At 43.6% G+C, this 12,560-nt stretch carries 12 protein-coding genes; 6 read left to right on the top strand and 6 right to left on the bottom strand.

The genetic code is table 11. The features are described from left to right. The 3 genes from F7734_RS57355 to F7734_RS57365 form a co-directional block, all read left to right on the top strand. Window positions 1–1,046: AIR synthase related protein (locus F7734_RS57355; RefSeq protein WP_243147610.1), on the top strand; the 1,046-nt coding region annotated here is incomplete at its 5' end. 192 nt (window positions 1,047–1,238) lie between these two features. Then, the gene (gene purF / locus F7734_RS57360) at window positions 1,239–2,738 is read left to right on the top strand and encodes an amidophosphoribosyltransferase (RefSeq protein WP_155753065.1); all 1,500 of its coding nucleotides are present in this window, start codon (window positions 1,239–1,241) and stop codon (window positions 2,736–2,738) included. 119 nt (window positions 2,739–2,857) lie between these two features. Then, entirely contained in the window at window positions 2,858–3,109 is a 252-nt protein-coding gene (locus tag F7734_RS57365) for a hypothetical protein (RefSeq protein WP_155753066.1), read from the top strand. Between the two features lie 24 nt (window positions 3,110–3,133). Here the strand turns inward: F7734_RS57365 and F7734_RS57370 are convergent, their stop codons facing one another. The 3 genes from F7734_RS57370 to F7734_RS57380 all read right to left on the bottom strand — a co-directional run bounded on the left by F7734_RS57370 (window position 3,134) and on the right by F7734_RS57380 (window position 5,146). Then, a complete protein-coding gene (locus F7734_RS57370) occupies window positions 3,134–3,418 on the bottom strand; it encodes a hypothetical protein (RefSeq protein WP_155753067.1) in 285 nt (94 codons plus the stop codon). 81 nt (window positions 3,419–3,499) lie between these two features. After that, entirely contained in the window at window positions 3,500–4,546 is a 1,047-nt protein-coding gene (locus F7734_RS57375; protein ID WP_155753068.1) for an ABC transporter permease, read from the bottom strand. Window positions 4,547–4,627: 81 nt separating this feature from the next. Further along, window positions 4,628–5,146 carry an adenine phosphoribosyltransferase gene (locus tag F7734_RS57380; protein ID WP_155753069.1) on the bottom strand — a complete coding sequence of 173 codons (519 nt, stop codon included), beginning with the start codon at window positions 5,144–5,146 and terminating at the stop codon, window positions 4,628–4,630. A 500-nt stretch (window positions 5,147–5,646) separates the two neighbouring features. Here F7734_RS57380 and F7734_RS57385 point away from each other — a divergent pair, with 500 nt between their 5' ends. Further along, window positions 5,647–6,273 carry a DUF3038 domain-containing protein gene (locus F7734_RS57385; protein WP_155753070.1) on the top strand — a complete coding sequence of 209 codons (627 nt, stop codon included), beginning with the start codon at window positions 5,647–5,649 and terminating at the stop codon, window positions 6,271–6,273. After that, a complete protein-coding gene (locus tag F7734_RS57390; protein WP_155753071.1) occupies window positions 6,270–7,835 on the top strand; it encodes a DUF4335 domain-containing protein in 1,566 nt (521 codons plus the stop codon). The genes F7734_RS57385 and F7734_RS57390 overlap by 4 nt, the downstream gene beginning before the upstream one ends. 72 nt (window positions 7,836–7,907) lie before the next feature. Here F7734_RS57390 and F7734_RS57395 read toward each other — a convergent pair whose 3' ends face one another. Next, a complete protein-coding gene (locus F7734_RS57395) occupies window positions 7,908–10,175 on the bottom strand; it encodes a transglycosylase domain-containing protein (RefSeq protein ID WP_155753072.1) in 2,268 nt (755 codons plus the stop codon). Between the two features lie 429 nt (window positions 10,176–10,604). On the opposite strand from F7734_RS57395, the gene F7734_RS57400 reads away from it, so the two are divergent. After that, a complete protein-coding gene (locus F7734_RS57400) occupies window positions 10,605–11,222 on the top strand; it encodes a hypothetical protein (RefSeq protein WP_155753073.1) in 618 nt (205 codons plus the stop codon). A gap of 124 nt (window positions 11,223–11,346) precedes the next feature. Here F7734_RS57400 and lspA read toward each other — a convergent pair whose 3' ends face one another. Beyond that, window positions 11,347–11,817 carry a signal peptidase II gene (lspA, locus tag F7734_RS57405; protein WP_155753074.1) on the bottom strand — a complete coding sequence of 157 codons (471 nt, stop codon included), beginning with the start codon at window positions 11,815–11,817 and terminating at the stop codon, window positions 11,347–11,349. Between the two features lies 1 nt (window position 11,818). Continuing rightward, complete coding sequence (locus F7734_RS57410) at window positions 11,819–12,406, bottom strand: biotin transporter BioY (RefSeq protein ID WP_155753075.1); 588 nt, start codon at window positions 12,404–12,406, stop codon at window positions 11,819–11,821. Between the last annotated feature and the right edge of the window lie 154 nt (window positions 12,407–12,560).

Consider the following 12,560-nt stretch of genomic DNA (forward strand, 5'->3'; position numbering starts at 1 on the left):
CGGCTACGGTTGATTGCAATCCCCGTTATGTTTACCTCGATCCCTATGAGGGGGCTAAGGCAGTGGTGGCTGAGGCTGCACGCAATCTCAGTTGTGTGGGAGCGGAACCAATGGCTGTGACTGATAATTTAAATTTCAGCAGCCCGGAAAAGCCTGTTGGTTACTGGCAATTAGCAGAAGCTTGTCGCGGGTTGGCTGAAGGTTGTCGGGAACTGGCAACTCCAGTGACTGGTGGTAATGTTTCTCTCTACAATGAAACTCTTGATTCTCAAGGAAACCCACAACCCATCTATCCCACTCCTGTTGTGGGTATGGTGGGGTTGATTCCAGATCTGACTCAAATTTGCGGTTTAGCTTGGCAAGCAGAAGGTGATGTTATTTATCTTTTGGGTTTACCTGTAGATGTCGAATCTAAAATCAACACCGAATCCGAAATCCAAAATCCAAAATCCGAAATCCAAAATCCAAAATCCCCCAATCCAAAATCCAAAATCCAAAATCCAAAATCCAAAATCGAACTGGGTGGTTCGGAGTATCTAGCAACTGTCCACTCTACTGTGGCTGGCAAACCACCAAGAGTCGATTTTGAATTGGAACGTCAAGTACAGCAAGTTTGTCGCGAGGGTATTCGTCGGGGTTGGATTCGTTCAGCTCATGATTGTTCTGAGGGTGGATTGGCTGTTGCTGTTGCTGAGTGTTGTATTGCCGCTCAACTCGGTGCGGAAATCAAGTTACCGATACCAGGGCGCGATCTAGCAGGCGAGGGTTCTTCTCGTCGTTGGGATGAAGTGCTTTTTGGTGAGGGCGGTGCGCGAATTGTAGTCTCTGTTGCATTAGAACAACAAGAAACCTGGGAAACTTTCTTAGGGGAACAAGTTGCTAATCACTGGCAAAAACTTGGCAAGGTTGGAAAATCCGAATTGGGTTTGCGGGTTTTAACAGCTGATAACCAAACTTTAGTTAGCGTTAGCATAGATGATGTAAGCGATCGCTATTTCAACGCGCTTGAAAGGCGTTTAACCATCCAGAATACGTCCTCTAGTTAGAAAAGAATGAGTTCTAAGGAAGGAAGGCCAAATAAAAACATCACCTCCTTACTTCTCAAACTATTGGCGTTCCTGATAAGGACTGCGATACTGTTTTAATGGATGGTTAAGATTTTTTTAAGACTTCTCCGACTATCCTCTTAATATACATATTCCCAAAAATTTAACACCCTCATCAGGAGCATAGCCAGCATGATTCCCAACCGTTCCGCCCATGCAGATGACCATCCAGAGTCGCTCAATCACTCAATGAATAACGAAGAAAATCGCCCGGATAAACCAGAAGAGGCATGCGGTGTTTTTGGTATTTACGCACCAGAACAAGACGTTGCGAAACTAGCCTACTTTGGATTGTACGCTCTCCAGCACCGGGGTCAAGAATCGGCTGGGATTGCTACATTTGAGGGTACACAAGTTCATTTACATAAAGACATGGGCTTGGTTTCCCAAGTCTTTAATGAGTCGGTTTTGCAAAATTTGGTAGGTAGGCTAGCTGTTGGTCACACTCGCTATTCAACAACAGGTTCGAGTCGCAAAGTCAATGCTCAGCCTGCCGTGATTGAAACTCGTTTGGGTTGTCTGGCTCTTGCACATAATGGCAATTTAGTCAATACTGGAAAACTGCGCGAAGAGTTGGAGAAGAATAACTGCAACCTCGTGACAAGCACTGACTCAGAAATGATTGCTTTTGCGATCGCAGAAGAAGTCAATGCGGGTAAAGATTGGTTAGAAGGTGCGATTCGGGCATTTCATCGCTGTCAAGGAGCCTTTAGTTTAGTTATTGGCACTCCCAACGGGATGATGGGAGTTCGGGACCCCAACGGTATTCGTCCTCTTGTCATTGGCACCTTAGAAGGGAATCCGGTGCGTTATGTTCTCGCCTCTGAGACTTGTGGCTTGGATATTATTGGTGCTGAATACCTGCGCGAGGTACAACCAGGGGAGGTTGTTTGGATTAATGAGGAAGGTTTGGCATCATTTCAATGGACTCCCAAGTCGGAGAGGAAACTGTGTATTTTTGAGATGATTTATTTTGCCCGTCCTGATAGCGTCATGCACAACGAAAGCTTGTACAGCTACAGAATGCGTTTGGGACGGCGATTAGCTCAGGAATCCCTTGTTGATGCTGATTTGGTGATTGGTGTTCCTGATTCTGGTATTCCGGCTGCCATTGGCTATTCCCAAGCTTCTGGTATTTCCTATGCGGAGGGGTTGATTAAAAATCGCTATGTGGGGCGTACTTTTATTCAACCTACTCAAAGTATGAGGGAATCGGGTATCCGCATGAAACTCAATCCCCTGAAAGATGTGTTGTATGGCAAACGGGTTGTGATTATTGATGACTCTATTGTGAGGGGAACTACAAGCCGCAAACTGGTTAAAGCTTTGCGTGAGGCTGGTGCGCTAGAGGTGCATATGCGAATTTCTTCTCCTCCAGTGACTCATCCTTGTTTTTATGGGATTGATACTGATAGTCAAGACCATCTAATTGCTGCCCGGATGTCGGTTGAAGAAATTGCCAAGCAACTTGAGGTGGATACTCTTGCGTATCTAAGTTGGGATGGCATGGTGGAAGCAACGCGGGAAGAGTCTGGTAGCTTTTGTTCTGCTTGCTTTACAGGAAAATACCCTGTTCCAGTTCCCGAACCGCTTAAGGGTTCTAAGCTGATGTTGGAAAAGACTACAGTGTAGGTTTTTTGAACCGCACCCTGTAGCAGATGGACGCGGATAATTTTTGGATAATTATCTGCGTCCTTATTTTTATTTGAGGTACACCCCCCTTTCATCCCCAGTATCAACAGGAGAGACAAATGCCATATATTACTAATTTTGAACAAATGCTAATTAATCAAGGCATTCAACAGGAGAGGCAGCGAGGCTTATTGTCAGCTATTGAACTGGGTTTGGAGTTAAAGTTTGGTAATGAAGGATTACGTCTTTTACCAGAGATATCTCAAATTAAGGATGTAGAAGTTTTAGAAGCAATTAAAGCAGGTTTGAGGACAGTTGACAATCTTAACGAATTACGCTCTATCTACCAACCTCATGATACTCAGAATTAAAACTTTATAATTATTTCGATAATTTTACTTCTGTTGCAAAAATTCGATATTAGGTACTAGTGGATCGGAGACAATTCCTACGCCCGTAAAACCCCAGCGTTGCAGCAAACTTCCTAGTTGAGAACCGGGAAGCGATTCCACAGAAAAGCGGTTTGCTACTTCTCCCGCATGGGTGTTGAGGTAACTTAAAGCATCAAAGTTTTCGCGAAACAATAGTAAATATGTTGAGGCATTATCGGGATTGGGACGTGCTACCAGATAACGACCGTCGGCTTTTGACCGGAGTAAGTAATAGACTTCAGAGAACATGGTTTTGTTAGTGGTTAGTGGTTAGTGGTTAGTGGTTAGTAGTTGACCACTAACTACTAACTACCAACTACTAACCACTAACTAATTTAAATTTTCTAACCGAATGCGAGGATCGGCAACTTTTAGCAGCAAGTCGGCTACTAGGTTACCAATACTTAGCAGTACGGCACTCATGACTAAACTCGCCATCACTAAATATAAATCTTGGGATTGCACTGCTAGTAAGGTTAATCTTCCTAAACCAGGCCAGTTAAAGAAATATTCGGCAATGAAGGCACCACTTAATAAACTGGCAAGTTCAAAACCTAACAAAGTAATCAAAGGGTTGATGGCATTGCGAAGGGCATGAACGTAAATAACTCGGTTTTCTGGTAATCCTTTTGCACGGGCTGTTTGAATATAATCTTGTCTCAGTACATCCAACAACTCTCCTCTAGTAATACGCTGCAAGCCTGCAAAACTGGTAATACTGAGTGCGATCGTTGGTAAAATCATATGCCAGCCAATGTCTAATATCTGACCAAACCATGTCAGTTCAGTGAAATTGATGCTAGTCATTCCACCTACTGGAAAAAATGGCGAGGTGTTTTGAGCAAAAATCAGTAGAAATAGGGCAGTCACAAAGCTGGGGAAACCCTGACCAATGTAACTGATGACTTGAAAAATTCGGTCAACCCACTGATTTTGTTTGACGGCGGCAATGATACCCAAAGGGATGGCGATCGCCCACGTTACAATCAGAGAGGAGACTGCTAGCAGCAGAGTTGCTGGTACGCGCTCCCACAAAAGGGATGATACCGAGCGTTGGTAAACGAAGCTTGTACCAAAGTCTCCCTTTGTCAAGATTCGCCACAGCCAAAGCCCAAATTGCTCTGGCCAAGACTTATCAAGACCGAATTGCCGCCTGAGTTCCTCTATTCGTTCTGGGGATATTTTCGGATTTTGCCTCAGACTATCTACGTAATCCCCTGGTGCTAATTGTATAATAAAAAACGATAATGCTGCTGCCAAAAACAAAGTTAACAGCGCTTGCACTAGCCTTTTCATTATGTAAAGAGATGTGTCGCTGGTGACTAGCCTTGTCACCCAATCGCGACTTGCTTCCAAGGAGATTTTTGAAGTAGTCATTTGTTCTTTGTCCTTTGTCCTTCGTCATTTGTCATTTGTAAAAAGATGAGAGACACTTGACCAATGACCAATGACCAATGACTAATATTCCACAAGAGTAATAATTGGTGCATCCGGCAAATGTTTTCGTCCTTGCAAATCCCGTAGCTCGATGATAAACCCAAAACCCAAAAGTTCGCAGCCAATTTGCTTTACGAGTTTTGCTGTTGCGGCAGCAGTGCCACCAGTGGCGATTAAATCGTCTACTACAAGAACTCGGCAACCTGGTTGTAAAGCGTCTTTATGAATTTCCAAACAATCCGTACCATACTCCAGTGCATATTCAATAGAGTGAACTGCTGCTGGTAACTTTCCAGATTTGCGGACGGGAATAAAACCCGCTCCTAATTTATAAGCAAGTGGTGCGCCAATAATAAACCCTCTTGACTCTATTCCTACCACGTAGTCTGCCATCAGGTTGGCTTCTTTGATTTGGTCTGCAAATAAGTCAACAGTGTAGCGCAGTCCCTCTGGGTTACGCAGTAGAGTTGTGATATCGCGGAATAAAATTCCTGGTTTGGGAAAATCTGGAATGTCACGAATGAGAGATTTTAAATCCATAGTTAGGGGTAGGGATTAGAGGGTAGGGGTAGGGTGTGGGGGATAGGGGTAGGGGTGAGGAATTGAGCATTGGGCATTGGGCATTGGGCATTGGGTTATTAATGCTTCTCCTTATCTACCTTGTCTCCCAGGTCTACCTTGTCCCCTTGGTCTACCTTGTCCCTAACCCCTACCCCCTAATCTCTCCACTACCATATACCGCAAAAATCGTACACTATAATGTCATACGCTTGGTATTGAGTTTTCCCCAAAAAATCCATTGACGATTATTGGAATTTACACCAAGCTGGGGATGTAACAATCTCCATCCAAACTAAGGTAGGTGAGTTTAGACTTGAAAAAGTTTAAATTTTAATATACGGAAACGTTAGTGTAAAAAGAGTAAGTAGTATATACGATCGCTACCTTGCCACAACTGAGCTAAGTCGAATTTTAAAAATTGGCTTGCTTATTTTAAATTAGTTTTACCTTCTTTGTTAAAGTCGTACTGGGTCTTTATAATGAATGTCTCTGCTAGTGTAACGTCTTATAATAGTCCAACCCCTAAGTCTTTGCCGATGATTCTGGACTCTTTACCCGAACCTGCGATCGAGGGACAGAGTTGTCCCCGCCGGACTCGGATGCAAATTGACTTAATATTACTGGCGATTGAGGCTTTGGAGCTTGGTGGCTCGGAAGCCATTTTGGCGTTTGCTGAAGAGTTAGATCTTAAAGGTATTGTAAAAAATAGAGTCAATTTGTGGCGAATGCGTAGCACAAATCCTTTGCGAAGAGCACATACTCGTCGCATCTTGACTGTTACAGAGGCAAAAGCTTTGGTGGTTATTGCTTGCTACATAGCACGACGCCTGACAGTTGTGATCCGTCAGTTGTTAATGGTGTATCAACAAATGGTTGAAAAACAGATACCTTTAGAACAAAATTTGCGTCTCTCAAATTATCTCGAGCGATTTAGAGCGCATTTTAAGAGCCGAATGAATTCCCGGCGTTCTGGTTTAACTACATTAAATTCTGATGAAAAATTAGATGAACTGGCTATAAATTTGTTGGGACAACTCTTATTTTGTACCGGTACATCTGGAATGCAAAGGTTCTGGATTAGTCTATTTGACGGTGAAGTGGAATGAATATTCAACGTAAGTATAGTTTACCTAATTGTACGCTCCTTTTGGAGGGTTTGAGTGATTCTACAAGGGCGGCACATCTTCAAGAACTGCGCCCGGAATTATCGATATTGGTAAATGCAGAATGTCATATATCTGGATATAAAAAACCTATATCAGGAGGACGGGAGTTTTTTGAAAGCTTGGTCAGAGCAGTCAGTGCCTATGCTCAAGAGTTTTTAAGCAACATACCCCATCCTCAAGCACATGACTCAGAGTCAGAATTGGTGCAGTTACAAAAAGTAAGTCGCGATCGCCACAGATTAGTTGTACACTATGAGAACGCATCACAACCAACAGATGCAAATTCTCAGGGTCAACAAACTACCGAGCTCGATTTAAACACGGTACAGCTTTTTGATTTAGTAGAAGCTATAGACCAATTTTTCGCAGATAGTCAAACACTACCAGAGTTATCGTTAAAAGTACAACCTGTTGCCAGACGATATGGCAACTTCAGCCAAGCTTTGGTCAAGCAGGCAGTGCCAGTCAGTATAGGTGTTACTAGCTTGGCGGCGGCGGCTGTTGCTTTTAGCATCATTCCAGTACCTGAAGTCCGTCCACCGCAACAAAACAATACACAATCAACTAGCAGCACCACATCTCTTACCAACAGTGTTGCTTCTCCTACGGTTACACCAACACCGACTCCTAACGAACCCATAGCTGCAAGCCCTACTTTCACGCCCACACCTACACCGACAACGACTAGCGGTACGTCCACACCTGCTTCCCTTGCTGCATCTGTGAATCCTACAACCCCCACCCCGACTCCAACAGTACCTGCGGCAACTGCTACGACTCCAACCCCAAACCCAACTGCAGTTCAAGATTTAGAAGCACTTTTAAACACGGTTCCCGAAATTACGGATGCATCCATTTTGCGTGCATTGCAACGCCAAGTTTACAACCAAATCAATCCAGAATGGACGAATCGCTCAGCATTAACTCAGGACTCCGTTTTTCGGGTGGGTGTTGCTGGGGATGGTTCCGTTGTTGGCTATAAAGCAGTAAATAAAGCTTCCAATGATGTTGTGGCAAATACTCCCCTACCCAAGCTTCTTTATAATCCTGCGGGTTCGCGAGGTCCCATCACCAATGAACCGATAGCTCAATTCAAAGTTGTTTTTACAAATCGAGGTATTTTAGAAATTAGCCCTTGGCGCGGATACACTAAAACTCCAGAGGTTATAGGTAGTAAAATTACTGACGCCAACACAATCAGTACACTAAATCAGAAACTGAGTGACACTATCCGCCAGGGTTCGAGTAATACAACTTCTTTCCCAAAAGATTTGAAGTATCGGGTAGCTCTCAATAAAGAGGGAGTGATTGCTGATTATGAACCACTCAATCAAGTGGCTTTTGACTATTTCCGACAAACACCTCTTCCCAAGATGTTCCAAGATGTTTATGGTTCAAATGCAGCAGCGCCAAACAGCAAAGAACCTCTTGCTCACTTCCAAGTTGTCTTCAAGCCTAACGGTAGTCTTGAGGTGACTCCGTGGAAGGGGTATGGTAATTAGCTAATGGCTAACGGCTAATAGCTAATGGCTAATAGTGCAATTAGCCATTAGCTATTAGCAATTAGCATTCTTTCACTTAGTAATTCTCCCCATGTAATTTCCCCAAAGTTGTGCTGCTTGAGCGCTACTGCCAGATGTGGGAGCATTGTTATCATTTCCCAACCAAATCCCTGTTGCTAACCGTCTTTTGGGAATAAAGCCGATGAACCATAGGTCAACATTTTTATCTGTTGTGCCCGTTTTACCTGCTTCTCCCAATCCAATTGCTGCACTGCGACCTGTGCCATTTGTTACAACGCTACGCAGCATCCGCACCATGGTATCGGTAATTTCAGGTGATAAAACTCGCTTGTTGGCTTCTGGATCTTGGTCAAAGGAATAAATAACACGACAAGTTTTTGGATCGTTACGATCGCGGCAATCGCTGCTATCTAGTATCCTACTTATTGCATGGGGACGGTTCCATACACCGTTGTTGCCGATAGCACCAAATGCTCCCGTCATTTCCAATACATTAACCACGCTCTGACCCAGTATTAACCCTGGTACTTCTTCTAGATTTGATTTGACTCCCAATCGTCGTGCTGTTGATATAACTTTATCTAGCCCCACATCTTGGGCTAGTCTTAAGGCGATAGGGTTTTCAGATAAGGCTAACCCAGTGGAAACTGTCAAACTTCCTGCGCCGGTGCGACAGGGTTTATAAGTAAAGCCTCCCCAGCGAAAAGGTGAACAGGAATAAGATCTTCCTGGGGAAATTCCTTGCTCGATCGCTGCTGTGTAAGCAAAAACTTTGAAGGTGGAACCGGGCTGCCTTTTTGCTTGTACGGCGCGATTGAATTGGCTGGTTCTGTAATCTGTACCACCTACCATCGATAAAATCGCACCCGTACTTGTATCAATCGTTACCATCGCTCCCTGGGAAAACCCAAAAGTTCTTCCTGCAGTGCGGACTTGAGTGCGTAGCGCTGTTTCTGCTTGTGACTGAATTTGTGGATCTAGCTGAGTTTCAATAATAAAGTTTCCCTCGGTTGCTAGTTCTTTTCCCAAAATTTTTTCTAGTTCTTGGAAGACATAACTATAAAAATAAGGAGCAATGGTTTTTGCTTGCTGTTCGCAAACTTTGGCACTCACTTCAACGGGCGATCGCCTTGCTCTGTTATAGTCATCCTGTTTAACCTTGCCCATTTCCAACAATCGCCTCAGTACGCGATTGCGGTATTCTATGGTTCTCAGCTTGTTATCGCTATCGCCACAAAAGTCGAAGGCATTGGGGGCTGGTAGAATTCCCACCAGTGTTGCTGCTTCTGCAAGAGTTAATTCCTTAGCTGACTTGTCAAAATAGTACCGAGACGCATCTTCAAAACCTGATGTATCTGCTCCTAGAAAAACCCTGTTTAAATAGGTCAGCAGAATCTCATCTTTACTGTAATATGTCTCTAACTTTAAGGCGACAACTGCTTCTCGGAATTTCCGTCCGAGAGAATCCTGTCTGCCTACATAAGTCTGAAATAAACTCCGGGCAACTTGTTGGGTAACAGTACTGGCTCCTTGTTGGACATCACCGCTACGTGTATTAATAAACACCGCTCGTAAAATTCCCAACGGGTCAACCCCAAAATGCCAATAATACCGACTATCTTCGGAAGCAATAACTGCAGCAGGCAAATAAGGACCAAAATCCTGCAACCGCTTCATATCAATGTGGGCAGTTGTTCGTGGTTCCCGCAGTCGTGTTTCTCCATCACGAGCGTAAATTACAACTGGTGCTCGCGTTGCACCTGGTAAGGGTCTGACACTCACTTTTAACGATTCGACACCAATTACAAGTGCCCCTAGAGAAACTATGCCAGTCACACCCAGCCCAGCCCAGCCTGCTGCTCTCACATACCAGACGGGTGGGTTGACGAACTGCAATCTGACTGAAGCGGCTAGTTCTGGCGGACCGAGGGTAAGAACGTCTCCATGACGCAATTCCAAGGATTTTACTCGTCGTTTGCCGCGATAAATACCATTTGTAGATTCTTCATCTTTAATTACAAACGTGGGAGTTCTTTGGTTTGAGTCCCTTGAGAGAGATAGATGAATTTGACTAACGACTGGATTGCGAACAACGATATCGCAGGACTTAGAACTGCGTCCGAGTATGTAGCGATCGCCCAATAGGGGATATACTTCTGCTTTATCTGCCCCCGCATCCTGCACCCAGAGTTCCGGTACTTTGGCATTAGGCTTGAGTGCCAGTTTAGAGAAATCTACTCTAGCTTGAATTGTCTGTACTGCTTGAGTTATTTGACCAAGCAAAGTTTGTGGCTTTTGAGGCGGTTGGGGGGAACTCATCTGCTATTCACACTACTTTGAATGAGTGAAGAACCGGGATTTATTTGTTTTTAATACCAAGTATTCCACCATTGTACTCATAAGCTTATGAAGACGTTGGCTGTACTTGACAGTTCCCGATTCAAGTTAACTATCTATATCTGTTGACCGATGTTGTTAACTTTGTCATATGTTTATCTTGTTATAGCTTGTTTTTTCATTGTCGTGCTCATTTTCGTCTCCTGTTTTTCAAAAAGTAATCTTTTGCGGTAGCAGTCATGTGCTATAATTTTCTGCCAGATTTTTAGAAAAAATGATAAATTTTTCTTCTATAACATATAAGAATATTTTAAGGCAAAAATATATATCTTCATTTAGGATGATTTTCTATGTGCTATTGTCTGTTTAAATAAGCGGAAGTACTCCGTTGAGGTGTTGAGGTTAAGAAGTATGAACGGAAAATATCTAGCCTTCATCGGTACAGCAATTGCTTTAGCGTTTTCAAGCAACGTTGCTGTTGCCCAAGGAGCTGAGATTGAGCGGATTGCTCAAGGTGGTCAACCATCTACTGCTAAACCATTCAAACTTTCCCCTGAGGGCAAGAAAATCCTGTGTCAAAATTTCCCCCTAAATTCTGCGTGCCAAGCAGGCGGTGCAGGAACAACTCAAACCCCCTCTAGCGGACAAAGCAACCCGTCCGGTAGCAGCGAAACTCCTGGTACAGCTACACCAGGGACAGCTCCAGCCGAACCTGGAACCGTAAACACTCCTGACGGTACAAGAGATGTTGCTCCACCACCTACTGGTACAACAGGGACAGATGGTAGTGGTACTCAAATTACTCCTCCGGCTGGCACAACAGGCGCTCCCGACAGTACACAGCCTGAGGGCACAAATCAAGATAGCGCAAATCCTGACGACAGCAAAGTTACACCGGGCACTGCCCCAGCTGAACCTGGTACCACAAACACCCCTGATGGTACTACCGAAACTACACCGTCTGATGGCCCAGGTGGCACTACTACCCCTTCTACAACTCCTGGTTCTGGCACAACCTCCCCACGTTAACTTGTGTGTAAATGGCAACACCCTTTAGGGTACAACTAGTTTTTAGTTAAAGTAGAAGAGGGAAAAGTAAAATTTTAGAATTTTACTTTTCCCTTTATTTGTTTGACGCCATTATTTCCAAAAACTACCTATGATGCGAAGTGGGTGTTTTTTGAAAAGTAGAAATTAGCAGGCAAGCAATACCGATATTGATAAAAACATCAGCCAAATTAAATACAGGAAAGTTGATTAACCGAAAATCAAGAAAATCAACAACATAGCCCAAAATAAATCTGTCGATGCCATTACCAATTGCCCCGCCTAAAATCAAACCGTAGCCTAGTTGATCCCAAAAATGTAAGGCAGGACCAAACCACGCCATCGCTATCAATACCAGACTCACCCCTAATGATAGCCAGCGCAACCACTCTACTTTGCCTGAGAATAAACTAAAAGCTGCACCAGTGTTGGTGACATAAGTAAAGTGAAATATCCCTGGTAATAAGGCTTGGGTTTGTCCCAAGTTAAAAGTTTGCATTATCCAATATTTCGTCAGTTGATCTAAGCAAAAAGCTACCACAGCAGCAGCCCAGAAGAGATTATTTTTTATCCGCATACTAGTAAAACATAAGATGGCGTAGCACATATGCTATGACAACTACAGCGCAAAGCACGGCTAATTGTCCAGGTAATGCAAACCAGGAATATTTAAGCATTGCTTGCGCCAAAGGTAAAGTTTCTGTACCTTGCCACTTTAAGACAGAACTGATAATCAAATAAGTAATACCGCAGATGTGGACGGTTAACAACCCACAAAAACAACTAAAAGTCAGAGTTTCTAGTTTAGGTTTAGCTTTAAAGGCAAAGTATCCACAAATCCATGCCCCAGGAATAAAACCTAGCAAGTAGCCAAAGTGAGATAGTTTGACATAGCCAATTCCACCACCGTCAGCAAATACGGGTAGTAAAGTTAAGCCCATAACTAGGTAAGCAATTTGTGAGAGTGCGCCAGCATTTTTGCCTCCCAAACACCCTACTAGCAGCACACCCCCAATTTGATAGGTAACCCCCACAGAGAAAGTGTGAACTCCCTGATGGCTCCAACTCCAAGGTAAGGTGGTAACATGGGCTTCTAAGAACGTACCACCCATTGTCAGCAGTAAGCCAATCATAGACCATAATAATTGATTGGATGCAGCTAGCATTTACAGATCGCTCGCGTGAAGGACTTGTATGAATAAAATGAAAAATATGTAATATTATCTTATTTTCTAAATTATTGAAATTTTACAACCAGCTACATACAGCTTGAAAAATCATAACGATAGGATGCCTGACTCCTGGTATTTAGTACAAATG

This window comes from Scytonema sp. UIC 10036 (assembly GCF_009725235.1).